We start from the raw sequence: 26571 nt of genomic DNA, 5'->3' as shown, positions 1-26571 counted from the left end.
ACCGAGACAGGGGTGTCATTGAGGGCCGCTGTATCAGACACCATTGTACGGAGTGCGAGACCGACGAGCCCGATCGAACAGCTGATCTACGTGATTTCCGCGCCTTCGTCGTCGAATTCTATGGATGAGATATTTGTAATTAACTACGGATATTTGATATTAGATTTTCTACTATCGAAGAAAACAGGAGTCTCGTAGCAAATTTTCGCGCGCTTTCGTCGTATCAACATATTTATTTCACCGACTTCGATATAGAGGATCAGTATGATCGGGCACCGGGTCGTGTCGCTCGTCGTCATCGGAGTTATTACTGCGACGGTATTCACTTCGGGTCCCTTCGTGCCGGTGGACTTTACGAGCCGTGACAGTCCCTGTGAAGGCGGTGCGCTCTCCGACCAGGGGACTGCGGTGGTCCAGTCGTCGTCTCTTCCCGAGTCCGCGACCCTCACCCGCTCCGAGTTCGGGGCCGAGGTCTGGAAGCTATCCGTGCCCGACGCCGACGTACGTACGACCGATATTCGGGGATGCGTACGACTCACGTACGAGATCAGCATCGGTGAACTCGGAATTACGTCCCTGTCGACGACGACAGTGAGCGAGGAGTCGCCGGAACGGACCACACTGTCGATTCCGAAAACGACTGTCGACCCGGACCGCGTCACCGAAGACCAGTACGACGCGGAACTGAGTCTCACCTACCACGGCACGGAAAACGAGACCACCGTCGAACGGACGCTCGTCAGTCGAAATATCACGGTGGAGGTCGAAGAGTGAGCTACCGATCACAGTATCGCGACGCGCTCGACGAATCTACGGGCCGAGCGGGCGTCGTCGCCCGTCGCCTCGGACGGCTCGTGTTCGGGGATTACGGCGGCGGATTCGTCTTTCTGCTCACGTGTACCGCGGCGATGGTACTCTGGCGGACGACCTACTCGATCAACGACAACCTGACCGTCGCCAACGGGCTCGTCGCGCTGAGCGAGGGGCACCTCCACGTGGATACGCCGACGTACGGCGAGACGCTCGAGACGCCGGGGATGGCCGAGTACGACGGAAAGGCGTACCCCCGGAACTTCGCGCACATCGTCTTCGCGCTCCCGTTCCTCTGGGTGCTGGACGGGATCGCTGCGGTCGCGGACGTTCGCATCGCTCTCGCGGCACTGTGGAGTCTCTCGATGTTCGCTACCGTCAGCGTCGGCGGGCGACTGGTGGACCGTCGCGAACTGGGTCATCTCGTCGGCGGTGTCGTAGCTCTCGCCAGTTTCGGCGGCAGCGTGTACGTGGCGACGCCGTTGCTGGTCGATCACCTCGCGTATCTCGCGCTCCAGCTCGCGACGCTCGTCGCCGCCGCCGGATCCGCGGTCGTCGTCTATCGGCTTCTCTCGCGGATCTGTTCGGCTGATATCGGGCTCGCGGCCGGTGTCGCGGCCGGGGTCGCATCACCGGCACTGCTCTGGGCGACGATCCCGAAGCGACACGTTCTGACCGCTCTGTTCGCGTTGCTCACCCTCTTCTGTCTCTACCGAAGCCGAGAGACCGACCGGATCGCGACGTATCGGCGATACAGGGCCGCCGCCTACGTTCCGGTGGGCCTCACCGCGTGGTTGAACGCCGCCGAGGGGATCGTTCTCCTCATCGCTATCGTCGTCGCGGACTTCGTCACTGCACGGGAAAACGGGATCCGAACGCTCGCGACGGTTGCAGCGGGCTTTCTCGTCTCGTTGCTTCCGTTTTTCCTGACGAACTACCTGATCTCCGGCGGTCCGTTCACGCCGCCGCGGATGCTCGACCGGTACGGCAGCGACGCGGTCGGAGCACGGGTGACCGGAGGCGGAACGGCGGGTACGTCGGGCGGTGGGAGTACCGGAGCCGGCGGTGGCGGAATCGTCGATGCCATTCTCAGTAGTTCCATAGGGGACGCCGCAGCGCCACTCATCAGTACCATCGACAGGGCACTGCTCTTCACGCAGTTTCTCTCCCACGGCCTCGAGGCGATCCAGCGGGACCCGAGTCGACTGTACCACACGTTCGTTCGGAGCGGGTATCTCGAGTTTTCATCACCGGGTGCGACTGGGCTCGCGATCAACGTCGCCTTCCTCGAGGCGCTCCCGATCGCGGGCGCACTGGTAGCTGCACCCGTCGTCGCCATCCGGGCCGTAGTCAACAGGGTAATCGGAGGTGCGTCTCCTGCTTTTAGATCTAGACCGGTCTTTGCCGCCGACGTATTTGTCGTAATTTACGGCGTTCTGATCACGCTACTGTACATCTACCGATTACCGCTCCATGCAATGCTCACTGTCCGATACGTGTACCCATTGTTCCCGCTCGCCATCTATGCCATTGCCCGTCTTCGATGGGTGCGTGCGACAGTGTCGGAGCGACCACTGTGGCTCGCGTTTAGCTACGCTGGAACCGTTTTCATCGGCGGACAACTCATCCTTATCGCCGTCGTGATACAGAATTACACTGCCGACGAGACAATACAGGGAATCGCGCTCCTCAGCCTCGCAGTCGCGAGCGGAGCCATGCTGTGGAGTCTCTTCGCGGCGTTCGACCGACTGAATGAGTCCGTTGGTGCGATCCTGTTGGGTTTGGGGAGTGGACTCACTACCATTCTCATGGCCGTGTTTGCGTTTTTGTTTTATGGCCCCACCGACGAATTTGTGCTTCAAATAATACTATAGGACATGGGGTCTAAATTACTATAATACATAGTCAAGCGGCTGTGTCACTCTCTTATTCAAGTGTCAATTTCAGACCACACTATTCTGACACAAGGACGGTTTCACTATAACAATATCCAATCAGTATTCTTACAATTTCAACTCAATTCAGACCACCGGAAATTGATCCGTAAAGCGTGTCGAGGAGGATCTCTATCGATTCATCGACTACAGTCGGGCGTACCTAAGGAGACTCAATTCTTTAGAATGACCGCAGAAAAAATGAGATCCGCTTGTTAATTAGTCCCAGCTCTGGATAACGGTATCCTGATTGTCGAGATCTCCGATGACAGTAATGGATTCGATGGTACCACCACTGCCACTCCAACCGCTTAGATCGCCAGACCCGGGGCTAGATGTGTCGACTGTAACAGAGTTTCCAACGGACCACGCATTACGACTAGATTTGTCTACCTCCTGATCATCGGGTCCGATCCATCTCGTGTCTCCGTTATTATCCGTGGCCCGCACGTAGATGTTGTCCGCTCTATCGATCTGAACTAATTGAGCGGTGACTTCGTCACCGTTCTCGGTGAAGTCGACACCGGCAGCAGCACTTGCACTCTGGCTCTGGCCAAGATCAAGGACAAATGCAGCAATCACAGCGGCTAAAATGACTGTAATTGCCACCATGAGTATCACACCGATAACTGGTGATACTGCTCGGTCATCCTGATCTTCCGTAGATTGTCGACTCGATCTCATCAGGGTTCCCAGCTTGCGACAACCGTCTGCTCTCCTTGGTATGTCCCGACCACAGTCACTGACTCATCACTATGGGAGCAAGTTACTGAGTCACCAACACTGCTCAGAGATTCTCCGTCACAACCTCCCGAATCTTGTTGGATATCCAGGGAAGTACCGTCATCAATCCGATCACTGCTAATATAGGTGATCGTGACATCACCACTACTGGCATCAAATTCGACACCAGCAGCAGCACTTGCGCTTTGGCTTTGACCAAGATCAAGCACGAATGCTGCGATCACGGCCGCGAGAATGACCGTAATAGCGACCATAAGGATTACACCGATAACTGGCGATACTGCTCGTTCGTCTTCGCTTCCGATCAGCTTCGATCTGATTCGTTTTGCGTCCATAGTTTTGAACCACCGTACAGCACCGGCGTGAACGGTAGGAAAACTTATTTCAACCCATCTGATTGGGTCAAGTGGCGCACGGGGCCAGGGGGCCATCTGCGCGCCTGCGCTTTCCGTCCCGTTCGTCGCGGATGCTGATAGTAACCAGAAGATTTAGACCATATATAGGTATGGGATAGTGACAGTCAACATGTCATTAGAGTATCTCGAGACGCTTTCAAACATGATAATCAAGCTATCGTAGAGGGGTTACAGAACGGTCTTGAAGCGCCGCCGTATTGCGATTTACTCCGTTGGCTGGTCAGCAACTATTGCTTTTAATTCTAGGAATGATTCTGCCCTGTGAACAATCCTCAACTCATTCGCACCGACCGTGCCGTCGCCAAACACCCGTGAGAAGTCGTCTATGGGCCTACAGGAAACAGTCGAGGAAGACTCTGCTGTTGACAGATACCGCGCAAAACACTCAGTAAAGAGATTTCAACCACTGTGGCCGCAGTGAATCCAGTGTGAGCAGACACCAAAATACAGATTATCGCTGGCGCGCGCTGACATTGTAAATGGTTTTGTGCCAACATGAGCCGGCAACCGGCTTCGGTCAGGCTCTAGCAGGTACGCGCAGAAGATCGAAGCGCGCCGCACGAAACCTACCTCGGGCAGTAGCCCATGTCACCCAGTACATCGACCCGCTGCGACCTATCTTCCCCATTAATTAGCAGTAGATATAAGTCAATTCATGATAACAATGCAATCGGAAGTCGGTCTCCGAATGCAACCGCGTGGGGGCGCTTCGAAACGCCCCGGGTGTTAGTGGCACCCGAGACCTGGCTTCCAATCCCATCTGGGGATTCGAAAGCCATGACCGCCTACATCCTACCGGGATATAAACGTCCCGCACGACAGTGGAATCAACTCCATCGAACAGCTACAGCTTTGGCCCACAACGGCCGCCCGCGCCGCTCCCGGAGGTCGCGATGACCGACGATCGCGACCCTGCCGACACCGCGCCCAGCGAACAACCCGAGCCACCCGGCGAGACGCAGTACTCGACGGCCACGGCCATGGAGCGGTTCGAGGCCTCCCTCCCCGACTGTCCCACCTGCGGCCGCACCGTCTGGGTCGTCTCCGTCACCGGCCCGCTCGAGGCCACCGCCTCCCCCTGTGGCTGCACGATACCCCCCAGCTCGCTGGAGGGCGACCGTGACTAGCACCGTCCCCACCGCAGTCCCCGCCCCCGATACCGGATCGGCTGCCAGCAACCCGCACCCCGATCGAACCCCCGCCACCAGCAATGCCCGATACCCTCTGCCCGGAGTGTCTGTCCAGCCCCTGTGACGTGACCGATCGAGCGGTCACCGACGACGGACTCCGAACGACCTTCGAGTGCCAGCACTGCGGCCACGTCTGGGTCGTCGTCTTCTGATCGACGGCGCGCTCGAGTATTCGGGTGCCCTCGAGCGGTCCGTTCCCGGCGTGATCGCAGGCTCCGCCACGGGCGGATCCGGATGGACTATGTAGGAATCTGGCAGCGATAGCTGTGAACAACACTCAATCGGTCAGCTTCAAGATTGTTGAGAAAATCGCCGAACGCGAACAGGTGTCACCAGCGGAACTCCAACCACCGATCCACTACGCTATTGATACGGACGCACTCGACTCGCTCTATCAATCAAATACGTCCGATAGGAGACCTGCTAAAGTCGAATTCGAATATAAAGGCTATACGGTAGCTGTCGATAGTACGGGGGATGTGGATGTCAGAGATCAGGTGTCAGCATCGGAACCTGACAAAACGTTCGTGTGACTCACTCTGAGGGCTCAAGATACTGTCTCTATTCGTCAAATACCTCTAACATTTCTTCCAGCCACTGCTGGGCTGATTCATGTCCGTGATATCGGATGGTGTTACTTCGATGATCGAACTCCAGCCACCCTCTTGATTGCAGTTTTGGTAGATGGTTATGTTGGAGCAGAAGTGATAGTTCCTCGTGATTTATATTTGGAACTCGCGTCTCTATGTGAGCGACCAATTGATCGACCGTACTGGTCTTTTCGCTATTGTGATTCTCGAAATAGTGGATCGTCTCTCGCCGGACACTATCACACAGCGTATCCATAAGTTGGTCTATCATCGGTGCCTTATCTGGATAGCATCCCTCGAGAGTCATGTTACGTATTACCATACCGTAGCTAATAAAGGATGTGTAAATAGATAACCATGAAGAGCTCCTCTTTTTCTTGAGTCAGGTAGTACAGTTTTGGCCTGTACTTACCGCCGACTCGAGTCTGCCCACAGCCCACGCAGACAGCGTCGACAGGAATACCGAATCGACCGGCCGCCGAGCTTGCCAGCTCAGCCTCGAGGTCATGATCTCCTCGGTCGGCGTCGACGCTCATACCGGTCCCTCCCGTGCGTAACGAACTGTGCGCGTCCAGTCCGAGTACAGGTCTGCTCTATCCTCAAGCGGGGGTAAACCGCTGTCGGCACCGCTAAACGCGTTACTCATCGGCCTCACCCGTCCCAGTATCTGCGAAAGCTATATTTGTCGATATTTCTAGGAGTAGGGCATGGTGGAACACACTGAGGGAGGCCCTGTGGACGACAGAGATGGGGATTCGGAGAAGACAATGCTCGGTACAATCCTGTCGACGATCCAGCTTCTGCTGATAGCGATGGCCGTGTTCGGGATCGCAGCCTATGGCATGCTGTATTCCTTCCCCCTCCAACCGATGCTGGCTATGGTGGTGACCGGAGCGATCGGGGCCATCCTTATCGAGATTATCCGATAGACCTGCATCGTTGTCATACCGAGCGGTGACACTATTGAAATCGCTAATCTCGTTCGAAGAATGTCCGCCGTCGGCTCGAATCTCTCGATCCTCAAGCGCCTGCCGAACGTCGGTATCGGTCGCTTGATGGGCCGGATGGGCGATGGTCGTTCGACTCTCGACATCGTACAGTTCACTCGCCCGGACGAATCCGCTACGCATCGGCACTACCTCCGTGCCGACCGTGCGATGTCTCTGGATCTGGAACCGAAACGTCGACACCAGCTGCAGAGCCGCGGCTCAGTCGCGCGTAGGTATCGCAGTCGCCACAGCGGTGGGCCCGATCGTCATCGTCACCGAAAACGCGACGGAACTGGTCCGTAACGTGGGCACCGCAGTGCTTGCACGTCGAGTTGTCGACCGACGGCCACGGTGCGACCGTCATGCAGACCACCCCGCAGAGCGGCCGCTACGTGTCAGGAAGTGCGGGAAAAGGGGTTTATATGCAGTGGGCCGGCGCAGATTCGAACCACGGTCGGAGCGAAGCTCCTCCCTGATTCGAATCTGCTTGGATCCATTTCTCCCGCATTACGGACTCCTCGCTCCGCTCGTCGTCGTGAAATGCGGGAGAAAGTGGGCCGGCGCAGATTCGAACTGCGGTTACGGCCACCCGAAGGCCGAAGGATACCAAGCTACCCCACCGGCCCGCACATTCTGAGTGTACGCATCCGTTCGTTTAACGCTTCCGAAAGTCGCCGTCGGATCACCCGAGGGAGGTCCGATTCCTCGAGTCATCGACGGCCCAGAACCACCGTCAAAACCGCTCGTAGCCGTCCGTATCCAGGTAGTGGTGGGCGACGGTGATCGCTTGATCCGCGTGCAGCAGTTCGGGACCGAGCCGAAGCCGTCGGTCGGCATAGTCCTCGAGCAGCGCCGCCTCCTCGTCAGTGAAGTCCCGGTGGTCGGACAGGACGAAGGTCGACTCCGCGAGCGCGTCCGTACCGACGTCGACTACCGCGTCGCCGTCCTCGTGGAGCTGGACGATCGGGCCGTCGTCGGCGATGGCCTCGAGCGTGCCCTCGAAGCCGCGACGGTAGAGTTCGATACCGGGGCTGGGTTCCGCGGGTAGCGCGCCGATTGCATCCTCGCGGTGCTCGAGGGCCTTGCGAACCAGTGCGGCGGTGCTTCGTTCGTCGGGGTTGAGTCGCTGGAGTTCGCGCCCGTCGAAGGTGACGGTGAACTCGTCCTGGGCGATCAGGTGGACGCGGACGTCCTCCCGGATGCCGTGTGAGGTGACGAACGCGGCGGTGATCGAGCGACAGAGCGCGTCGAGGCGACCGGCCCCGCCCGCGAGGTCGTCGAGCGAAAAATCGGGCGTCGTGGGGACGTCGTGACCGATGAGTACGAACTGGCGCATACCGGTGAGAGACGGGCCGGTGGGATAGCCGCCACGGTTCGGTGCCGGGTCGGCCGCCGTTCACCGCTCAGGACCGGCTCCCGAATCGCCGCACGATCGGGGCGGTGACGAGTTCGAGTCCGGGCATACCGTCGCGATACCAGGCGAGGACGGCGACGGCGAACAGCCCGAACTGGACCCACTCGTAGGCCCCCAGGGTGTAGTAGTGGAGGATGGCATCGAGAATCCCGGCGACGGGCTCTTCGGGGGGTTGCTCGAGGACCGGCCACAGGAGGTAGGCGGCGTGGGCGAATTCACCGGAGAGGACCGCGGGCGGAATATCCGCGAGGAGGTGCGAGCCGTAGCCGACGAGGAAGCCGACGCCGATCGCTCGGTGTCGGAGCCGATCCGACACGAGGAGGACGGCCGGGGCGAGGAGGGCGACGACGAACAGCGAGTGTGCGAGGGTTCGACCGCCGGGCAGGACTCCGAAGTTCCACGCGAGGGGTTTGTCGATCAGGTCCGGGATTTGCGAACCGACGGCGAGTGCGATGGCCGGGAGGGTGGACGGCGGCCGATCGAACCGCTGGCGTATGCTGATGGTGTAGAACAAGTAGGCGACGGCGAGGTGTCCCCAGGGCCACATCCCCCGGCAGTACGCCGAAGGGATCCATAGGGGCTTCGACTCGAGCCCATGTCGACGCTGCATAGGCATGGCCAACCGTTTCCCCGATATCGGGTATGGAGTGAGTACATGGCGAAATCAGAGCCGTCGAAGCCCAGCGGGAAACGGCAGTTGTTCGCGATACTCGAGGGCCGGCCCTGCCCGGACTGCGCCGAGGGCGAACTCGAGCGAGGGCGCTACAAGAACAACAGAGCGGTCGTCTGTGACAGCTGCGAAATGCCCCAGGTACAGGTCTGGTCGGCCTCGCTCGAGTAGTCGTCGGGTCGCCGGCGACCGGGACCGGAGTCACTGTCGTCGGCCCGGTCATCGGAGACCGCGACCGCGACGCTATCGCTCGAGCGCACCGATCCACGCGTCGCCGCTGCGAACTGCACACCAGTCGTCGTGTGCATCGTAACACCGCGAGTCCATGGCCTTGCCACAGCGACACCAGTGCTGTGCGTCGCTGGGAACGAGGCGACGGCAGAGCGGACACCGGGTTTTCATGTGTGAGAATACCACACATACCAACTTAGCGCTTTTTAGCCCACTGCTTACCGGTTCGAAATCGCGACTGACAGCCGGCTCGGAGTGACGCGAAACTCCGTCTCGACGAGCTGTGGAGGGGTATCACCGGGATCGAGAGCCGGAATAGTCGTGGCCGACGATGAGGGCGAGAACGTGGATCGACAGGAGCGCGACGAACAGCGACAGGCGCTGCATCGAGTCGATACCGGCGAAGATGACGGGGAGATAGACAATGGGTAGCAGGGTCCCGAGCCAGAAGCCGGCAGCGGTGACGGAGCGGTTCAGATGTATCATGGCACTAGCGCATCGACTCGAGGTCGACGAAGGAATCGTCGTGCGCCGAGATCCAGGCAGTCATCAGTTCGTCCTCGCTGGCCCCGCAGGGAAAGATTGCACACTCGGCCGGGGCGTCGTCGGGTTCGACCGTGACGTGATCGAGTTCGACTGGCGGTTCCTCGGTGGTTGGTGAGTGGAAATCGGCGTCGGTCATGGGGTATCGGGCGACAGCGACTCGCCGTGCAGTGCTATCGGATCTGGTAGTATTGTTATCGAGTATCTAACGCAACCGTTTCCGTCGATAGCGTTCGGTTCCGGCACGATTCGAACGACTCAATCGGGCGAAAAAGAACTCAACGAGTCCTGTCGTGTACGATACCGCTACGGATCGATGCACGCGGGAATCCGGCGACGGGGACGAAGTAACGACCGATTTCGGCTGGCTGTCGACTGTCGGACGATCGACCGTCATCTCCCAGTGGCGTCCGGAACGACGTGCTATCTCGAAACTGACGGCCGGGCGCCGAGCGTGAGCTCGCGGGTGATCGTCCGACCATCCCGTCGGAGACGCATCGCGAGCGTGTCCCCGGGACTGGTCTCGAGCGCGAGATACGTCGAGAGCGCGTGGCGATCGGGGATCGGGTTACCGTCCAGTTCGAGGATCACGTCACCGCCGACGGGGATCGATTCGCCGCGTCGCTGGACCGTCTCCGAGGACGGTCGGAGGACGCCGTCGGCGGCCGAGCCGTCGGCAACGGAGACGACGAGGATGCCGGTCGCTTCGGGAAGGTCGTTGGCCTCGGCGACGATGCGATCGACCGTTCTGAGCCCGATCCCCACGTAGGAGTGATCGTACGAGCCCGATTCGATGAGCGCCGGAACGACGCGTCCGGCGAGCGCCGCCGAGATGGCGAAGGCGATGTTGTCGCCACCGCCGGAGTTGATGACACCGACGACGTTCCCCTCGAGGTCGACGAGCGGCCCGCCGCTGTTGCCGGGGTTGACCGCAGCGTCCGTCTGGATCACGTTCGGGTACGAGAACTGCCGCTGGGGTGCGTTGAGCGTCCGGTCGACGCCGCTGACGATCCCCGCGGACATCGATCCCTCGAGGCCGTAGGGGTTGCCGACCGCGGCGACCTGCTGGCCGACGACGGGGCGGCGCTCGGTCAGGGACAACGGCGTCGCCGCGTCGGGGGCGTGGTCGACCTCGAGGACGGCCAGATCGCTGTAGTAGTCGCGGCCGACGAGCGTCGTGCTCGTCCAGTCGCCGTTGATGTACTGGAGGTCGGCCGCCTCGCCGTCGGCGATGACGTGGTCGTTGGTGACGACGTGGCGGTCGTCGTAGAGAAAGCCCGAACCCTGACCGCGACCTTCGGCACCGGTATCCGGATCCTCGATGCCGAATACGCGGACCTGTGTCACCGATTCGATGATCGCATCGTAGAGGTCAGTAAACGCCGATCCCTCCGCGAGGTTCTCTCGGTCGATGGTGTACGAGGAGTCGCCCTCGATCGAGCTATCGGCCTGGGGCTCGGCACAGCCGGCGACGGCACCGGCGAGGCCGGCGCTCGCGGCGGCGAGAAAAGAGCGGCGGTCCAGTCGGGAATCCTGCATAGCCGGGGGATGGGACCCGACCCATTTGAACCTCCGGGCCGACGGCTGGCGATTTCGGCCACCGGCGGTCGTTCCCCCGAAGGGAAAACGTGTTACCCGCGGCTCCCCGAGTCACGAGACATGATCACGGAAGACGCCCGCGCGTTGCTGGCGACGGGAGCGATCTGCGACTCCTGTCTCGGGCGGCCCTTCGCCGAGCGGAGTTTCGGGCTGACCAACGCCGAGCGGGGCCGAGCGCTGCGCACGACGGTTGCGCTGGCCGACGACGACGACTTCGAGCCCACGGACCCGGCGGACTGCTGGGTCTGCGAGGGGTACTGTGGCACCTTCGACGCCATCGCCGACACGATCGTGGACGCCCTCGAGGGCGTCGACTTCGCCACCTACCAGGTCGGCTCGCGAGTCACACCGCTCGTCGAAGAGAACGAACGACTCCTCCGGGAGGACGCCGGTCTCGAGCCCGACGCCGGCGAGTCGATGAAGCGCGAGGTCAACCGCGAAGTCGGCCGACGCGTCGGCGCGGCGACCGAAACCGAGGTCGACTTCGACCGACCCGACGTGCTCGCGATCGTCGATCTCGAGGGGTTCGACCCGCTCGAGGCCCTCGAGTCAGGCACCGTCACGAGCCACGCGGTCGACGTGCAGATCAACCCCGCGTTCGTCTACGGCCGCTACCGCAAACTCGAACGCGATATCCCGCAGACGGAGTGGCCCTGCCGGGAGTGTGGCGGCAGCGGCATCCAGCTTGGCGACGACGGCGAGGTGGACTGCGAGTACTGCGGCGGCTCCGGCTACATGTACGACACCAGCGTGGAACAGGTCGTTCGACCCCACGTCGTCGAGGCCATGGACGGCGACGAGGGCACCTTCCACGGCGCGGGACGGGAAGACGTCGACGCCCGCATGCTCGAGGGCGGGCGGCCGTTCGTGCTCGAGGTGAAACGACCGCGCGAGCGCGATCCGGATCCCGACGCGCTCGAGGCGGAGATCAACGCGGCCGCCGACGGCTCCGTCGAGGTCGAGGGGCTCCGGCTCGCGACCTACGAAATGGTCGAGCGGGTCAAGGAACACGACGCGAGCAAGCAGTACCGGGCCGACGTCGAGTTCGCGGAGCCTGTCGAGGAGGACGCCCTCGAAACGGCGCTCGCCGAACTCGAGGGGACGACCGTCGATCAGTACACGCCCGAGCGGGTCGACCACCGGCGGGCGGGACTGACCCGCGAGCGAACCGTCTACGGGATCGACGGCGACCTCCGCTCGCCGACCGAGGCCGAAATCCGGATCCACGGCGAAGGCGGCCTCTACGTGAAAGAACTCATCAGCAGCGACGACGGCCGGACCGAGCCGAGTCTGGCGGGCCTGCTCGAAACCGACGCCGAGGTGACGGCACTGGACGTGACCGGCGTCGAGGGGGAGGACGAACCGTTCGAACTCGAGGAGTACTTCCTGGACGAGCCGCGTTCGACCGCGTAGCACTCTCGAGCGGTCGATCCGTCGCCTAGCGGTAGCTCGTAATATGGCATCTTATCCGAAACGGGAGCTGAAACTAGATCGATCGACTCGGTAAGGAAACGTAATTTAACGACCGATTCTGTCGATGTCGTTTGTGGCAGGTTATTTTCAATACGCTTTTTTCGGCGCTCAACGCTTGCGTACCCCGTGGTCGATGTACGAGCGGCTGAATCGGCAGACGCCGAGGCGATGCTCTGCATTCACACTGACGCGCTCCACCACTACGGGGCAGACAGCTACGACGAAGAGGAGCTGCGATACTTGGCTCCGACCGACGCCGAACCCATGGATGTACGCGAACACGTATTCGGGGAAGACCGGTACGCCGCCGTCGCCGAGGACGACGGCGAGGTGATCGGATTCGGCGGCGTGCGTCTCGGCGACGGCTCGCTCCTGGGCGTCTTCGTCGACCCCGAGTACGGCGGAACGGGAGTCGGCGCCGAGATCATCGAGAACGTCGAGTTCCACGCCCGGGAAGCTGGCCACAAGACCCTCACCGTCTTCGCCGCTCTCAACGCCGTCGGCTTCTACGAGGCCTGCGGATTCGACCGTATCGGCCGGTGCAACGCCAACGGCGCCGAGGGACCCGTTGGGACTTACGACTCGGGCAATCTCGAACTGCCCGCGATGGAGATGCGAAAGGGGCTCACCGAAAATTAATCGATCGAAACTCGGATCGGCTAGTCGGAAAGCCAGCGACGGAAACCAGCGTGAGCGATTTCCGAAGCCGTTGGGACGATCGGTCCCCGGTAGCGCATCGCTGACAGTATCGTTTTGTGATACCCTCTCGCAGTAGGACTATGTCACGTGACGACGCACGCGTTCCGTTACTGACCCAGGAGGAGCTCCCGGAGGACTATCAGTATCTCTTCGACGAAGACGTCCTCGGCGAACTGAACCTGTTCCAGTCGATTGGCCACGTTCCGCGGGCGATGCAGGCGTACATGCGCTACGGGACTGCGTTGTGGAACGCCGGCGACCTATCGACGCGCGAACGGGAACTGGCGATCCTGTCGGTCGCCAGAGCCGTCCGGGCGCGCTACGAGTGGCACCAGCACGTCGAACTGGGCCAGAAAGCGGGCATCACGATCGATGAACTGGCGGCGATCGCCCGCGACGATGACTGTCCGTTCCCGGAACGGGAGCAGGCGATTATGCGCTACGCGAGCGCCGTCGCGGCGGGCACCGTCACCGATCCGCTCTTCGAGGCGGCCGTCGAGGTCACCGACACCGAAACCGTCGTGGGACTGACGATGCTGGCCGGCCACTACCTGATGACCGCGCGCGTTCTGAGCGCCCTGGCGGTGCCGATCGACGGCGGCGAGTTCGCCGGGTGGATCCCGGAGTGACCGAGAACGCAACGATTTAGCCGTCGGCGACGGATCCTCGAGGTATGCCTTTCGGCGTCGACGAAGCCGGCAAGGGACCCGCACTCGGGTCGATGTTCGCGGCGGCTGTCCACTGCGAGGATTCCGGCGCCCTCCCGGAGGGAATCGCGGATTCGAAACGACTCGCGCCCGCCCGCCGCGAAGAACTGGCGGCGGCGCTCCACGCGGACGACGGGATCCGGGTCGGCGTCGCCGAGATCACCCCCACGCGGATCGACGACCCGGAGACGGACATGAATTCGCTGGCCGTCGCGGCCCACGCCGAGGCGATCGACGCGGCGCTCGCGGACCTCGAGAGCGACGAGCTCGAGGGCGCTCCCGTTTCCGGGCTCTGTGACGCCTGCGACACCGACGCCGATCGATTCGCTCGTCGCGTCGCCGAAGCCTGTGGGGACCGATCGTCGGACGCGCTCGCAAACGCCCTCGAGATCGACGCGCGCCACGGTGCCGACGACGACTCGCCGCTCGTCGGGGCGGCCAGCATCGTCGCCAAAGTCGAACGCGACGCACACGTCGCTACCCTGGCTGAGGAGTACGGGGAGATCGGGAGCGGTTACCCCGGCGATTCGACCACCCGCGAGTTCCTCGCCTCCTACATCGACGAACACCGCGAACTCCCGCCGTTCGCCCGAGAATCGTGGTCGACCTGCGAAGAGGCGCTCGCCGCAGCGGAGCAGACGGGGCTCGAGCAGTTTTAGCGTTCTACGAAAACGGATCGGCAGATCGGCCGACTGAATCGGCGCGGCTCAGTTCGCGATCCAGACGGCGTACACGTAGCAGCCGACCCCGGCAAAGACGAGGAGCGACGACAACGTGTCGACGGTGATCGACTTCGTAAAAACGGCGACGAACGCGAGCACGCCGCCCGCGATCAGACAGCCCGCACCGACGGTCAGCACCGATCGCGGTCCCTCGCTCCGGTCGTACAGCATCGCCCCGACGGCAATCGCGATGATGCCGAAGCCGAGTTCCACGACGGTGGCCGCCAGCGGATCGTTCGTGATCGTCGCGTAGGCCAACACGACGAAGTACCCCAGAATCAGGGCGGTGATCGCTCGAGACCGAGCCGTCGAGCCGGCGGAGACGTCCATAAATCGAGTCACTCGAGCCCGCCCCTTATAGTAGTCGTTGAAACGATTTACTCACCGCTCGCACTGGAGCGACCAGCACGAACAGTACTGGCCGCTGATTCGCGACCGGGAGTGCAATGACGTTCACCGACTACTATACCGTTCGAGGGTTTCGGCCCACTCGAGCTCGAAGCCTTCGTGGACGACGAACTCGAGGGCGTTCACGAGGTAGTGGGCGACGACGACGACCAGGAAGCTCCCGGTGACGATGAAGACGGCCGCGAGCACGAACCCCAGCGCGCCGGTGACGACGACGCCGACTGACCCCTGCATGCCGTGGCCGACGGCGAAGGCGACGGACGAACCGATCGCGAGCAGCCACGGCGAGAGACCGAAGCCCGCGGCGGGGACGCCGATCAGCGCCGCCCGGAAGAGGAACTCCTCGAAGACGGCGATGATCGGCAAGACGCCGACGAGCAGAATGACCCACTCCCCGATCGAGTCGGGAGAGAGCAGTTCCCGGAGGGCCTCGTCGTGATCGAAGCCGAGATGGGTCGCAGCCGCTGCGGCGAGTTCGTTCGCGACGTAGAGGACGATCCCCGCGGCCGTACCCCACAGCAATCCCGTCCGGAGATAGTCGACGGAGAGCTCGAGGCCCAGCGCCGACGCCGGGATGGCCGTATAGACCACTGCACCGAGCAGGACGAGCGCGAACAGGCCCTGCGAGAAGGCGACGTTCGCGAGGACCATCCCGGTCGACAGCGAGTCCGGATCGACGCCGCGATCGGCCGGCCGTCGGAGTTCTGCGTCCTCGACGGCATTGCCGCGTCTCTCGCTCGAGGCGTCGGTGTCGGCTCTCGTCCGGACCTCGTTGGCGGTATCTGGGGCGGTCGGATCCGATTCCCCGCTCGCGCTCGAGGGAGAATCAGCGGCGTCCACGCTCCGAGAAGCATCGTGATCCGTCGCGATCGAGTTCGCGTCCGAGTCGAACGGCGCGTCTTCCCGCAGGCTCGGATCGGCCGCCTCGTCGACGGAATCCCTCGTCGACGAGTCAGTTCGCGAACCGGCGTCGCCGCCGGAATCGGGTTCGGCGTCGGTAAACGCGGACTGTGTCAGATGCGATAAAACGAGCAGCAACACGAGGACGACGGCCGTGATACCGACGAACGTCGTCCACTGAGGCATTTACTGCGGGCTCGGGTTCGACCCGCCGGCGGAGCCGACGGTGCCCTGGTCGAACGCCGTGCCGGTGATCGACTTGAGCCGATCGACGAGCGAGTCCTTCTTCGGTTCGCCCATCAGGGCGACGTCGAGGACTTCGCTGATGTTCGCACAGGGGATGATCTCGATCATCTCCTCGTACTCCTCTTCGATCATCACGTCCTGTTCGTTCGCCTCGGGGATGATGACCTTCGTACAGCCGGCCTTCGCGGCGGCTTCGATCTTGTGGGTGACCCCCCCGACCGGAAGCACGTCGCCGCGCACCGAGAGCGATCCGGTCATCGCGACCGATTGATCGACCGGGATGTTTTCCAGTGCGCTGATGACGGCGGTCGCCACCGTGATGGAGGCGGAGTCGCCGTCGACGCCCTGTTGCCCGGCCTGGACGAACTGGATGTGGATGTCCTTCTCCGAGAGATCGACGTCGGAGAACTTCTTGATGATCGCGGAGACGTTCTGGACGGACTCCTCGGCCATCTCCTGAAGCTTCCCGGTGGCGATGACCTGCCCGCCGCCCTGTGCGGGGGCGATCTCGGCCATGACCGGGAGCATGATGCCCGAGTCCTCGCCCATGACGGCGAGCCCGTTGACGCGGCCTTCGACGCCGCCTTCGTTGACCTGCAGTTCGTAGTCCTTGCGGCGCTCGATGTAGTCGTCGGCGAGCTGTTGCTCGATCGAGCGCGACCGCTTCTTGGCCTGCAGGACGTCGTCGCGGGTCGTGAACTCCCGATCCTCGGCGCGGGCGATGTCGCCCGCGACCCGGACCAGGCCACCGAGGCTGCGGAACAGCAGCGTGAGGTGGTTCTTGCGGCCCGAGCGGCGTTTCGCCTCGAGGATTACCTCTTCGACGGCGTCGTCGGTGAAGTGCGGGAGGCGGCCGTCGCGTTCGACCTCCTGGGCGATGAAGCGGGCGTACTTGCGCCGCATCTCGGGGGTGTCCTCGATGGTGTCGTCCATGTAGACCTCGTAGCCGTACCCCTTGATCCGGTTGCGGAGCGCGGGGTGCATGTTCTCCATGGCGTCGAGGTTCCCGGCGGCGACCATGATGAAGTCACAGGGGACGGGTTCGGTCTGGACCATCGCGCCCGAGGAGCGCTCGGACTGGCCCGTGATGGCGAACTCGCCCTCCTGGATGGCCGTCATCAGCTTCTGCTGAGTCCGGATGTCGAGCGTGTTGATCTCGTCGACGAACAGCACGCCCTTGTTGGACTTGTGGATCGAGCCCGGTTCGACGCGGTCGTGGCTCGGGGTCTCCATACCCCCGGACTGGAAGGGGTCGTGGCGGACGTCGCCCAGCAGCGCGCCGGCGTGGGCGCCCGTCGCGTCCTCGAAGGGGGCCACGCGCTGATCGCCGTTGTTGACGATCATGTTGGGGACCATCGCGTCCGAGCCGCGAGAGGTGTAGCGGAAGATCAGCCAGATGATCCCCGCCGCGAGGACGCCGAGCAGAATGCTGGCGGGGCTGAGGATCGCGTAGCCGATGACGACCGCGATGATGATCCACATCAGGATCGAGCGCATCTGGTTGCGCTTGCGGGCTTCTTCCTTGTGGGCGTCGATGATCTGTTCGCCCTTGCCGGCGGGGACGGTTCGGACCTTCGGCTCGTTCCCGTCGTCGGGATTGTGGTAGACTAAGACGTCCTGAAGGTCCTCCTTCGGAAGCAGTTGGCTCATCGCCTTCGCCAGCATCGACTTGCCGGTCCCCGGCGAGCCGATCATCATGACGTGGCGACGCTGCTTCGCTGCCTTGATAATGATATCTCGAGCTTCGTCCTGGCCGATGACCTGGTCGACGAGCCGATCGGGAACCTCGATGTCCTCCGTCGAGTCGATCTTGAGCCCGCCCAGGAGGTCGTCCTCGGCGATCTCCTCGTCGACTTCGACCCCCGGATCGACCTCGACCGTGCTACCGAGGTCCTCGACGGTCTCGATGTCGTCGTCCTCCTCCTCGGACGTCGGCTCGAACTCGTCGATCGGATCGTCGACGTCGTGACGACGGTCACCGTCTTCCTCAGGCGGCGACCGGTCTCCCTGACGCTCGGAGCGCTCCGCGGACTCGCCGTCCTCGGGAGCGTCCGTGACGTCTTCGGGAGGGTCGTCAACGTTCGTATCGTTACTCATAGAACTCTGTTCGGTACCTGAGTCGAAGGGATTGCGACTGATATACTTTCTCCATGCGGAGTATGGTGTCAGTTGCTGATACCGGGGCGGACAGCGGTCGACGGGGGGATTCAGGAGACACCGTTCGATTATTTAATACGTTGTTACTAGCGTCGGAATATACGGTCACCTGACCTGTCGAAATCGTGGTGTCCGAGTGTAGCAATAACTACCCCCTTGGCCGACGGATGAGCGCAGTGATCGCTCCCAACGACCGACACTCGGCGTGCCGACGTATCGGATCGCGGGAAACTCGCCACGCTTAAGCGCTGTGCCCGAACAGTTCCCGCTATGACTCGGGGGTTCTACATCGGTCGCTTTCAGCCCTTCCACAACGGTCATCGAAGTATGGTCGAGAAGATCGCCGAGGACGTCGACGAACTCGTCCTCGGAATCGGGAGCGCCGACGACTCACACACCGTCCGGAACCCGTTTACAGCGGGCGAGCGGATCATGATGATCACGAAGTCGCTCGTCGATTCCGATCTCGTAACCTACGCCGTCCCCATCGAGGACCTCGAGCGGAACTCGGTGTGGGTGAGCCACGTCCAGAGTATGAGCCCCGACTTCGACGTCGCGTACTCGAACAATCCGCTGGTCATCCAGCTCTTCCGCGAGGCCGGTATCGAGATCCGTCAGTCCCCGATGTTCAACCGCGAGGTCCTCGAGGGGTCGGAGGTTCGCGAGCGGATGATCACCGGCGGCGACTGGGAGTCGCTCGTCCCGAAGGCCGTCGTCGAAGTCGTCGAGGAGACCGACGGTCTCGAACGCATTCGGATGGTCAGCGACTCGGATTCGAACGAGAACTGACGGGCCGAGTGCCGAGCGATCGGTCCCGACGAGAGACGGCCGATGACCCGAGTCCGCGCCGTCTTTGAGCGAGCACCGCCTACGGTCGAGCATGATTACGCTCGCATCCGACTTCGGCACGCCGTATCCTGCGGCCATGAAGGGAGTCCTGTTGCAGCGGACGGACGCTCGATTGGTCGACGTCGCACACGATTTCCCCCGACAGGACGTCCGAACCGCCGCCTTCTGGCTGCGCGAGGTCTTCCCGTACTTCCCGCCTGCAACGCACCTGGTCGTCGTCGACCCCGGCGTCGGCACCGACCGGGCGGCGATCGTTCTCCGTGCGGGCGATCACGCGCTCGTCGGCCCGGACAACGGCGTCTTGCTGCCCGCAGCGCGGCGGCTCGCGGGCGGCGACGAGGATCGACTCGAGACGTACGTGATCGACGAGCGGACGCTCGGTCCCGCGGATCCGACGACGCCGGCGGACTCCCCGACGGCCTCGAGCGACGGGGAGGTCCCACGGAGCAACACCTTCCACGGACGGGACGTCTTCGCACCCGCCGCCGGTGGGGTTCACGAGACCGATATCGACGCGCTCGGCTCGCTCGAGTGGCTCGAGCCGGACGCAGTTGATGTCGACCTCGAGCTTCCGGACCCCACGTTCGAGGAGGAACGGGCGAGGGGCGAGGTGCTGGTGGTCGACGGGTTCGGGAACGCGATCACGAACGTGCCCGGTTCGTATCTCGACGGGCGAGAGCGGCTGCTGGTAAACGGCGACCCCGTTCCGGTCGGAGAGACGTTCGCGGCCGTTCCCGTCGGCGACCGACTCGCGACCGTCGGGAGCCACGGCTACGTGGAACTCGACGTCAATCAGGGGCGTGGCGACGACGCGTTCGGCCTCGAGCCCGGCGATCGGGTCGTCCTCGAGCCGGCCGGGAATGCCCGTGACTGACGGGGGACGAGTAGTTGTGAGCGGGGGCCTCACCCGGACCCATCAGCCGCTGATTGACGGGAGGTGTCGTCGCGTCGGATCGATCACGATCTCGCCGTCCGACCGGACCGTCACGGCACACTGTGAGAACGTAAAGGAGACCGAACCGTCGCCGACGCGGGGCTCGTCACCTCGCCAGTGGACGAACAGCGCGTTCAACGCGTCCGGTTCGACGCACTCCGAGAGCGCCTCGAGATCGTTCGGCTCGACCCCGAGCACCGACGAGACGGTCATGAGGAGGGCCGTACTCACCGGTTCGTAATCGCCCTCGTCACACCACGTGTGGTACGTCTCCCGATCCTCGTCGTAGTAGACCGTGCGACCGTCGGTGTCGCCGATCGCCGTCAGGGTCTTTCGCGGAGCGGGTCCGGACATAATATATTTGATTGATATGTGTTAACACTTAACATTGATGGCCGGGCGGCATGCTCACCGTTACATCGATGCGGTATCGGTCGAAAAAGTCAGATAGAGAGAACGACTGCTGCGAACAGCGACGTTATTCGGCGGCGATGACGTCGTCGATGCGGGCGATCATCGTGGCGGCTTCCGTCGCACTCTCGACGGCTTCGCGCTTGACGTCGGCAGGGTCGACGACGCCGTGCTCGAAGGGATCGTCGATCGTGACCTCGTCGCCCTTGGTGATCAGCCCGGCTCGACCGTCGGACTCGTGGGCGGACCGAAGGTCAACCAGCACGTCGATGGGATCTCGGCCGGTGTTGGCGGCGAGGGTCCGGGGGACGATGTCGACCGCGTCGGCGAAGGCCGTCACGGCGAGTTGCTTGCGGCCCTCGATACCCGCGGCTTCCTCGCGGATCTTGTCCGCGATCGCGATCTCGGTCGCGCCGGCTCCGGGGACGACTTCGCCGGACTCCAGGGCCGTCGCGACGACGTCGAGGGCGTCGCCGATGGCACGCTCGAGTTCGTCGACGATGTGTTCGGTACCGCCGCGGACGAAGACGGTGACGGTCTCGGCCGCTTGACCGCCCTCGACGAACGCGAGGTCGTCGTCGCCGTAGGTTTCGGTGTGGATCCGGTCGGCCGAGCCGAAGTCGGATTCCTCGAGGTCGTCGAGGTCGCCGACGCGGCGCGCGCCGGTCGCGGACGCGACCTGGCGGGCGTCGCTGTCGCCCAGTCCCTCGAAGACGAGGACGCCCTCGTTGGCGAGCGCGTTGGCGACGCGGTCGTGGACGTCCTCGGTGGTGAAGACGACGTCGGCCCCGCTCTCGGCGACGGTCTCGGCGTAGCCCTCGAGCTCGCCTTCCTCGGCGTCGATGGCGGCGTTGAGCTGGTCGATCGAGTCGATGGCGTACTCTGCGTCGACGTCGCCGGTTCGGACGCCGAGTTCGACGTCGAGAATGGCGATCGACGCGTCTTCGACCTCGCTGGGCATGCCGTCGTGGACGGGCTCTTCGTCGACGATGATCCCGGGAACGAGTTCGGTCGCGTTCGACGACGCACCGATCTGGGTGTGGACGGTGACGTTGTCGCGTGCGACGCCCTCGCCGGTATCGACGTGACGGATCGCTTCGACGACCGTCTCGGCCAGCGACGCGGCGGTGAGTCCGCCGGTTCCTTTACCGGTCATACAGGACTCGGCGACCTGCCGCAGGATCTCGTCGTCGACGTCGGCCTCGTTGACCTGCTCGTCGATCGCCTCGAGGGCGATCTCGGCGGCCTCGTGATACCCTTCGACGATCGTCGTCGCGTGGACGTCCTGCTCGATGAGGTCTTCGGCCTCGCCCAGCAGGTTGCCCGCCAGCACCGCCGCGGTCGTCGTCCCGTCACCGACTTCCTCTTCCTGGGAGTCGGCGACCTCGACGATCATCTGGGCCGCGGGGTGCTCGATGTCCATCTCGTTGAGAATGGTCGCGCCGTCGTTCGTGATGACGACGTCCCCGCCGGAGTCGACGAGCATCTTGTCCATTCCGCGGGGTCCGAGCGTGGTGCGTACCGACTCGGCCACGGCCTTGCCGGCCATGATGTTGGACGACTGCGCGTCCCGACCCTGCGTTCGTTGACTGTCCTCGCTCATAATGAACATGGGCTGCCCACCCATGCGTCGCTGTTGTGCCATCGTTGATCCTCACTACCTATGTCGTTAGCACTTCTATATAACCTTTTCCCTCCTACCACCGCTCCGTCTTGCGATTGCGTGTGAGAGCTACCCACAGGAAGGGGTGCCGAAGAGCCGGTAGCAAGATATAGCTCGACTCGGAACACCACGATGGGAATGCTGGAGCTGGAACACGGGTTTCGCGTCGTCGACATCTCGGCGCGGCTCCCGCCGACCGACGGCGGTGGGGAGAATCGGGGACCGCCGATTACGGCGGACCGACTCGAGCGGGAGATGCATCAGGCCGGAGTCACGAAATCGGTCGTCTTCCCGCCGTCAGATCCGGGAACCAGCTACGTCGCGCCGAACAACGGCGTCGCCAGACGCAGCGTCGACCGGCCGTTCGTGGCGTTCGCCCGGATCAACGGGACCCAGACCCCGGGCCGGAACGCGACCGGGAAGCTCCGCAACGCCGTCAGTCGCCGCACGGAACGCCACACGTCGCCGAGCGACATCGAGAAATACGCGTACGACGACCGGTTTCACGGATTCGTTCTCGATCCCGCCGTCGACGGCTACCCGGACGAGGACGTCATCGCGGCGCTCGAGGACGTCGACCTTCCAGTGATCGTTCGCGGCGGCACCGACGCACCGCCCGAGACGCTCGAGGAGACCCTTCTCGATCGAACCTTCCCCGTTATCGTCGGCCGCTTCGGCGGCCATCCGCTGAATCGGGCGCTGATGGACGAAATGATCGACCTCCTCGACGAGTACGACGACTGCTACCTCGAGACGAGCTTCGTTCGGTACCGCGAACAGCTCGAGCGCGCGCTCATGGAACACCCCGATCGCGTCTTCTTCGGCAGCGGCGCGCCCGCCTGCCACCCCAACGTCGCGGTCATGGAGATACTCACCCTCGACGTGTCGGAGGATCTGCTCCGGCGCGCGTTCTCGAAGAACGCCTGTCGGATAGTCGAGGCGCTCACCGTCCACGCGGACCGGCGAATCTGAGCTCGATCGGGTTTCACTGCGGCGGATCGCGACGCAATTCGACTCTCCCCGTCGAGACGAACACGCCCTCGCTTCCGACCGACGTGTTTGATTATCTCGGTTCTACCGGTAGCGACCACGAGCGACGGTCAGCGGCCGTTCGGAACCCGCGGCAGTGCATGCCCGCAAAATGCTATAATATCTATTATATAATGTGTCTTGATAATATATTGATTCGTACGCTTCAGGACCAATATGCTCCGAAAATACGTGTATCTAATATCAATAATACCGATAGATCGCTACATTAATCATATTTTATGAACCACGGCCGACTGCATGCTCGAAGGATTTCCACTGGTACTGTTGCTCGCCGCGGCGGTGGCCTTTATCATCCTCGCCACGGCGAAACTCGATCTACACGCGTTTCTCGCATTGCTCCTCGCCGCGTACCTGACCGGTCTCGCCGCGGGACTCGACCCCGCCGAAGTCGCGTCGCTCGTGACCGACGGGTTCGGCGGCATCCTCGGATACATCGGGATCGTGATCATCGCGGGGACGATCATCGGCACCTGCCTCGAGCGCTCGGGTGCGGCGATCGTCATCGCGGAGACGATCCTCGATTACGTCGGTGAGGAGTACACGACGCAGGTAATGGCGATCACCGGGAGTTTCGTCAGCATTCCGGTGTTCTGTGACTCCGGATTCGTCATTCTCTCGGGACTGAACCGATCGCTCGCCCAGCGCTCCGGGCTCTCGCTGTCGACGCTCGGTGTGGCGCTCGCGGGCGGTCTGTACGTTACTCACGTCTTCGTCCCGCCGACGCCCGGTCCGATCGCGGCCGCAGGGATCATCGGCGCAGACATCGGCCTCGTTATGCTCGCCGGTATCATCGTCAGTATTCCCATCGTCTTCGTCGCCGCGACGTGGGCCGACAAAGTCGCGTCGAACTATCACATCGATCCGGACCCAGAGATGACGATCGACGAGATCAAAGCCGAGTACGGAACGATGCCCTCGCGTGCGGCCTCCTTTGCGCCGCTGCTCGTCCCGATCGCGCTCATCGCACTCGGTTCGATCGCGGCCTACCCGGAAGCCGAGAATCCGGAGCTCATCACTGGGACGCTCCAGCGCTGGCTGCTGTTCGTCGGCGATCCTGCCGTCGCTCTGCTCGTCGGTGCCTTCATCGCCTTCGCGATCGTCCCTGACTTCGATAGCAGCGTCACCGACGAGTGGGTCTCCGACGGAATAACGAACGCTGCCGTCATCCTCGCCGTGACCGGCGCCGGCGGCGCGTTCGGCGAGGTCCTCTCCGCGCTGCCGCTCGAGAACTTCATCACCGACACGCTCGGCGGCCTCGGTATCGGCCTGTTCGCCGCGTTCGTCGTCGCCGCTGCGATGAAATCGGCGCTCGGTTCCTCGACGGTCGCGATCCTGACGACGGCCAGCCTCATCGCGCCGCTACTCGGTTCGCTCGGCCTGAACACCGAGATCGGCCAGGTGTTCACCGTCCTCGCGATCGGGGCCGGCAGCATGACCGTCAGCCACGCCAACGACTCCTACTTCTGGATCATCACGGAGTTCTCCGACATGGAGACTGAGACGGCCTACCAGGCCTGGACCCTCGCGACGCTGGTGCTCGGCGTCTCGAGTATCCTCTGGATCGTCGTGCTCCGAAACGTCGCCGGAGTAGTCTTCTAGCGAACGACCAGCACCCGCAGGTCGTTCAGGTTCGTCCCGGTCGGCCCCGTGACTATCAGGCCCTCCCGGGACTCGAGATACGGATAGACGTCGTTCTCGGCGAGGGCCGCACGCGCCGCATCGGGGTCCTCGACGGTCGTCCCGTCGGCCACTGCGCCGGCCGCGTCGGTCGCGCCATCGATGCCGTCGGTGTCGACCGCGGCGACCGTGATTCCGCGGTCAGTTCCGACGTCCTGACCGCTCCCGAGCTCGAGCGCCGCGCTCGTCGCGAACTCCTGGTTCGGCCCGCCCGTCCCGTCGCCCCGAACCGTCACCGTCGTCTCGCCGCCCGAGAGGACGACGGCCGGCGGTTCGACCGGCGTGCCCGTCGCCCGGCTCTCCTCCGCGATGGCGACGTGGGTCGCGGCCGCGTCGCGGGCCTCGCCGCGAACGCGCGAGGAGAGCACGAGGGTCTCGTATCCGCGCTCGACTGCCGCGTCGCGAGCCGCCTCGAGCACGGTCATCCCGTCGGCGACGACGTGATTCGAGACGGTCTCGAACGCCGGATCGTCGGCTCCCGGCGTCTCGGCGATCTCGCCGCCTACGCCTCGCTCGAGGCGATCGATGACCGCATCGGGCGCGTCGATTTCGTATCGCTCGAGGACCGCGAGCGCGTCGTCGAAGGTCGATTCGTCGGGCGCGACGGGACCGCTGGCGATCACGCTCAGATCGTTCCCCACGACGTCGCTCAGGATCAACGAGGCGACCGTCGCAGGGGCGGCGCGATGCGCCAGCCGACCGCCTTTCAGTGCCGAGAGGTGTTTGCGGACCGCGTTGATTTCGTGGATATCGGCCCCGCTCGCGAGCAGGGCGTCGGTGGTCGACTGAAGGTCCGCAAGGGACACGTCGCCCGCAGGCGCGGCCATGAGCGCGCTGCCCCCGCCCGTGATCGCCGCGAGAACGAGCGTGTCTTCCGTCGCCGCGTCAGCCGCCTCGAGTAGGGCCCGCGTGCCGTCGACGCCGCGTTCGCTCGGGACCGGGTGATCGCCCTCGCGAACGGTCACGGCCTCCGTTTCGACGGGGTCGTCCGTGACCACGATTCCGCGATCGATCCGGTCGCCGAGGACCGTTTCGAGGGCGACGGCGACGTGTGCTGCGGCGTTGCCACCGCCGAGGACGACGATCTCCTCGTACTCGGCGAGGTCGTACGTTTCGTCCGCGATGCGGAGGTGGTCGCCCTCGATCGCGACGGCGTCGCGGACGACCCGCCGCGGGTGGCCCGCTTCGATGCCGGCTTCGACGCATTCGAGCGCGACGTCGCGACCCTCGCTCGAGGCGAGGCGGTCGCGGCCTTCGATCACTGTCGATCACCCGTTTTCGGTCCCGAGAGAGCGCTGAAACCGGCGTTCGAGACTGCGGCTCGACGGTCTGATCTCGTCTCCTTCATAGACGAGCCGTCTTCCGGGAAACGCTAAAACTAGCGGATTCGAAGTGCGGGTTCTATCGCTTCCCCGCGGCGCAACGCGGACCATCGCCGTGAGCTACCGTTGGTTGCAAACTCAGTCGTGCTTGACCGACCGCTGGCACGTAAACGCCATCGCGGTATCCACCTTTTTTGCGCTTGGGTCGGCTCCGCCGACC

At 63.2% G+C, this 26571-nt stretch carries 32 protein-coding genes and 1 tRNA gene; 15 read left to right on the top strand and 18 right to left on the bottom strand.

Annotated features, from left to right (window positions below; all coding sequences use genetic code 11):
• Positions 1-264 precede the first annotated feature (264 nt).
• Both LDB05_RS18660 and LDB05_RS18655 read left to right on the top strand, forming a co-directional pair.
• Entirely contained in the window at positions 265-774 is a 510-nt protein-coding gene (locus LDB05_RS18660) for a hypothetical protein (RefSeq protein ID WP_226005474.1), read from the top strand.
• Positions 771-2684: a hypothetical protein gene (locus LDB05_RS18655; protein WP_226005473.1), complete on the top strand. Its 1914-nt coding sequence runs from the start codon at positions 771-773 to the stop codon at positions 2682-2684. The genes LDB05_RS18660 and LDB05_RS18655 overlap by 4 nt, the downstream gene beginning before the upstream one ends.
• 279 nt (positions 2685-2963) lie before the next feature.
• Here the strand turns inward: LDB05_RS18655 and LDB05_RS18650 are convergent, their stop codons facing one another.
• Both LDB05_RS18650 and LDB05_RS18645 read right to left on the bottom strand, forming a co-directional pair.
• The gene (locus LDB05_RS18650; RefSeq protein WP_226005472.1) at positions 2964-3428 is read right to left on the bottom strand and encodes a type IV pilin domain-containing protein; all 465 of its coding nucleotides are present in this window, start codon (positions 3426-3428) and stop codon (positions 2964-2966) included.
• Positions 3428-3823 (bottom strand): type IV pilin domain-containing protein, encoded by a 396-nt coding sequence (locus tag LDB05_RS18645; protein ID WP_226005471.1) that lies wholly within the window; start codon positions 3821-3823, stop codon positions 3428-3430. Before LDB05_RS18645 ends, LDB05_RS18650 begins: the two co-directional genes overlap by 1 nt.
• Positions 3824-4797: 974 nt before the next feature.
• Between LDB05_RS18645 and LDB05_RS18640 the strand changes: the two genes are divergently transcribed.
• From LDB05_RS18640 to LDB05_RS18635, 3 genes are all read left to right on the top strand, one after another.
• Complete coding sequence (locus LDB05_RS18640) at positions 4798-5031, top strand: hypothetical protein (RefSeq protein ID WP_226007950.1); 234 nt, start codon at positions 4798-4800, stop codon at positions 5029-5031.
• A gap of 83 nt (positions 5032-5114) precedes the next feature.
• Positions 5115-5246, top strand: coding sequence for a hypothetical protein (locus LDB05_RS23435; protein ID WP_277521060.1), 132 nt, complete (start codon positions 5115-5117; stop codon positions 5244-5246).
• Positions 5247-5360: 114 nt separating this feature from the next.
• On the top strand, positions 5361-5627 hold the full coding sequence (locus tag LDB05_RS18635) for a HalOD1 output domain-containing protein (protein ID WP_226005470.1): 267 nt from the start codon (positions 5361-5363) through the stop codon (positions 5625-5627).
• A gap of 28 nt (positions 5628-5655) precedes the next feature.
• Here the strand turns inward: LDB05_RS18635 and LDB05_RS23655 are convergent, their stop codons facing one another.
• Entirely contained in the window at positions 5656-5940 is a 285-nt protein-coding gene (locus LDB05_RS23655; RefSeq protein ID WP_425498609.1) for a DUF7344 domain-containing protein, read from the bottom strand.
• Positions 5941-6013: 73 nt separating this feature from the next.
• Positions 6014-6220 (bottom strand): hypothetical protein, encoded by a 207-nt coding sequence (locus LDB05_RS18630; protein ID WP_226007949.1) that lies wholly within the window; start codon positions 6218-6220, stop codon positions 6014-6016.
• A 171-nt stretch (positions 6221-6391) separates the two neighbouring features.
• Between LDB05_RS18630 and LDB05_RS18625 the strand changes: the two genes are divergently transcribed.
• Positions 6392-6613, top strand: coding sequence for a hypothetical protein (locus tag LDB05_RS18625; protein ID WP_226005469.1), 222 nt, complete (start codon positions 6392-6394; stop codon positions 6611-6613).
• 193 nt (positions 6614-6806) lie between these two features.
• Here LDB05_RS18625 and LDB05_RS18620 read toward each other — a convergent pair whose 3' ends face one another.
• The 4 genes from LDB05_RS18620 to LDB05_RS18605 form a co-directional block, all read right to left on the bottom strand.
• Positions 6807-7046, bottom strand: a complete 240-nt coding sequence (locus LDB05_RS18620) for a DUF7563 family protein (protein WP_226005468.1) — start codon at positions 7044-7046, stop codon at positions 6807-6809.
• Between the two features lie 180 nt (positions 7047-7226).
• Positions 7227-7299: transfer RNA gene (locus LDB05_RS18615), tRNA-Pro, on the bottom strand.
• A 107-nt stretch (positions 7300-7406) separates the two neighbouring features.
• Positions 7407-8009 carry a tRNA (pseudouridine(54)-N(1))-methyltransferase TrmY gene (trmY, locus tag LDB05_RS18610; protein WP_226005467.1) on the bottom strand — a complete coding sequence of 201 codons (603 nt, stop codon included), beginning with the start codon at positions 8007-8009 and terminating at the stop codon, positions 7407-7409.
• Positions 8010-8076: 67 nt separating this feature from the next.
• Positions 8077-8634, bottom strand: a complete 558-nt coding sequence (locus LDB05_RS18605) for a metal-dependent hydrolase (protein WP_226005466.1) — start codon at positions 8632-8634, stop codon at positions 8077-8079.
• A gap of 108 nt (positions 8635-8742) precedes the next feature.
• Here LDB05_RS18605 and LDB05_RS18600 point away from each other — a divergent pair, with 108 nt between their 5' ends.
• Positions 8743-8928, top strand: a complete 186-nt coding sequence (locus LDB05_RS18600; RefSeq protein WP_226005465.1) for an HVO_A0556 family zinc finger protein — start codon at positions 8743-8745, stop codon at positions 8926-8928.
• A 72-nt stretch (positions 8929-9000) separates the two neighbouring features.
• Here the strand turns inward: LDB05_RS18600 and LDB05_RS18595 are convergent, their stop codons facing one another.
• The 4 genes from LDB05_RS18595 to LDB05_RS18580 all read right to left on the bottom strand — a co-directional run bounded on the left by LDB05_RS18595 (position 9001) and on the right by LDB05_RS18580 (position 11070).
• Entirely contained in the window at positions 9001-9159 is a 159-nt protein-coding gene (locus tag LDB05_RS18595; RefSeq protein ID WP_226005464.1) for a hypothetical protein, read from the bottom strand.
• A 123-nt stretch (positions 9160-9282) separates the two neighbouring features.
• Positions 9283-9471, bottom strand: coding sequence for a DUF8028 family protein (locus LDB05_RS18590; protein WP_226007937.1), 189 nt, complete (start codon positions 9469-9471; stop codon positions 9283-9285).
• Positions 9472-9478: 7 nt separating this feature from the next.
• Positions 9479-9670, bottom strand: a complete 192-nt coding sequence (locus LDB05_RS18585) for a DUF7511 domain-containing protein (RefSeq protein ID WP_226005463.1) — start codon at positions 9668-9670, stop codon at positions 9479-9481.
• A 284-nt stretch (positions 9671-9954) separates the two neighbouring features.
• Positions 9955-11070, bottom strand: a complete 1116-nt coding sequence (locus LDB05_RS18580) for a S1C family serine protease (RefSeq protein WP_226005462.1) — start codon at positions 11068-11070, stop codon at positions 9955-9957.
• 120 nt (positions 11071-11190) lie between these two features.
• Between LDB05_RS18580 and LDB05_RS18575 the strand changes: the two genes are divergently transcribed.
• From LDB05_RS18575 to rnhB, 4 genes are all read left to right on the top strand, one after another.
• The gene (locus tag LDB05_RS18575) at positions 11191-12543 is read left to right on the top strand and encodes a tRNA pseudouridine(54/55) synthase Pus10 (RefSeq protein WP_226005461.1); all 1353 of its coding nucleotides are present in this window, start codon (positions 11191-11193) and stop codon (positions 12541-12543) included.
• 186 nt (positions 12544-12729) lie between these two features.
• The gene (locus LDB05_RS18570) at positions 12730-13242 is read left to right on the top strand and encodes a GNAT family N-acetyltransferase (protein WP_226005460.1); all 513 of its coding nucleotides are present in this window, start codon (positions 12730-12732) and stop codon (positions 13240-13242) included.
• Between the two features lie 140 nt (positions 13243-13382).
• A complete protein-coding gene (locus LDB05_RS18565) occupies positions 13383-13931 on the top strand; it encodes a carboxymuconolactone decarboxylase family protein (protein ID WP_226005459.1) in 549 nt (182 codons plus the stop codon).
• 44 nt (positions 13932-13975) lie between these two features.
• Positions 13976-14668 carry a ribonuclease HII gene (rnhB, locus tag LDB05_RS18560; protein ID WP_226005458.1) on the top strand — a complete coding sequence of 231 codons (693 nt, stop codon included), beginning with the start codon at positions 13976-13978 and terminating at the stop codon, positions 14666-14668.
• A gap of 48 nt (positions 14669-14716) precedes the next feature.
• Here rnhB and LDB05_RS18555 read toward each other — a convergent pair whose 3' ends face one another.
• The 3 genes from LDB05_RS18555 to lonB all read right to left on the bottom strand — a co-directional run bounded on the left by LDB05_RS18555 (position 14717) and on the right by lonB (position 18382).
• Complete coding sequence (locus tag LDB05_RS18555; protein WP_226005457.1) at positions 14717-15061, bottom strand: hypothetical protein; 345 nt, start codon at positions 15059-15061, stop codon at positions 14717-14719.
• A 123-nt stretch (positions 15062-15184) separates the two neighbouring features.
• On the bottom strand, positions 15185-16225 hold the full coding sequence (locus LDB05_RS18550; RefSeq protein WP_226005456.1) for a CPBP family intramembrane glutamic endopeptidase: 1041 nt from the start codon (positions 16223-16225) through the stop codon (positions 15185-15187).
• Positions 16226-18382 carry an ATP-dependent protease LonB gene (lonB, locus tag LDB05_RS18545; RefSeq protein WP_226005455.1) on the bottom strand — a complete coding sequence of 719 codons (2157 nt, stop codon included), beginning with the start codon at positions 18380-18382 and terminating at the stop codon, positions 16226-16228.
• A gap of 330 nt (positions 18383-18712) precedes the next feature.
• Between lonB and LDB05_RS18540 the strand changes: the two genes are divergently transcribed.
• Both LDB05_RS18540 and LDB05_RS18535 read left to right on the top strand, forming a co-directional pair.
• A complete protein-coding gene (locus tag LDB05_RS18540) occupies positions 18713-19231 on the top strand; it encodes a nicotinamide-nucleotide adenylyltransferase (RefSeq protein ID WP_226005454.1) in 519 nt (172 codons plus the stop codon).
• A gap of 91 nt (positions 19232-19322) precedes the next feature.
• Positions 19323-20165, top strand: a complete 843-nt coding sequence (locus LDB05_RS18535) for an SAM hydrolase/SAM-dependent halogenase family protein (RefSeq protein WP_226005453.1) — start codon at positions 19323-19325, stop codon at positions 20163-20165.
• A gap of 42 nt (positions 20166-20207) precedes the next feature.
• On the opposite strand, the gene LDB05_RS18530 is transcribed toward LDB05_RS18535, so the two are convergent.
• Together LDB05_RS18530 and thsA are read right to left on the bottom strand one after the other, a co-directional pair.
• Positions 20208-20579 carry a HalOD1 output domain-containing protein gene (locus tag LDB05_RS18530; protein ID WP_226005452.1) on the bottom strand — a complete coding sequence of 124 codons (372 nt, stop codon included), beginning with the start codon at positions 20577-20579 and terminating at the stop codon, positions 20208-20210.
• A 124-nt stretch (positions 20580-20703) separates the two neighbouring features.
• Entirely contained in the window at positions 20704-22248 is a 1545-nt protein-coding gene (gene thsA, locus LDB05_RS18525; RefSeq protein ID WP_226007936.1) for a thermosome subunit alpha, read from the bottom strand.
• A gap of 189 nt (positions 22249-22437) precedes the next feature.
• On the opposite strand from thsA, the gene LDB05_RS18520 reads away from it, so the two are divergent.
• Positions 22438-23271, top strand: coding sequence for an amidohydrolase family protein (locus LDB05_RS18520; protein WP_226005451.1), 834 nt, complete (start codon positions 22438-22440; stop codon positions 23269-23271).
• A gap of 318 nt (positions 23272-23589) precedes the next feature.
• A complete protein-coding gene (locus LDB05_RS18515; protein ID WP_226005450.1) occupies positions 23590-24951 on the top strand; it encodes a GntP family permease in 1362 nt (453 codons plus the stop codon).
• Here the strand turns inward: LDB05_RS18515 and LDB05_RS18510 are convergent.
• A complete protein-coding gene (locus tag LDB05_RS18510) occupies positions 24948-26291 on the bottom strand; it encodes a glycerate kinase type-2 family protein (protein WP_226005449.1) in 1344 nt (447 codons plus the stop codon). The genes LDB05_RS18515 and LDB05_RS18510 overlap by 4 nt on opposite strands.
• Positions 26292-26571: the final 280 nt, after the last annotated feature.

The sequence above is a fragment of the Natrinema salinisoli genome, assembly GCF_020405205.1.
In the GTDB taxonomy this organism is placed as follows: domain Archaea; phylum Halobacteriota; class Halobacteria; order Halobacteriales; family Natrialbaceae; genus Natrinema; species Natrinema salinisoli.
The sequence above is the reverse complement of the archived record's forward strand: the minus strand, read 5'-3'. Positions and strand labels throughout refer to the sequence as shown.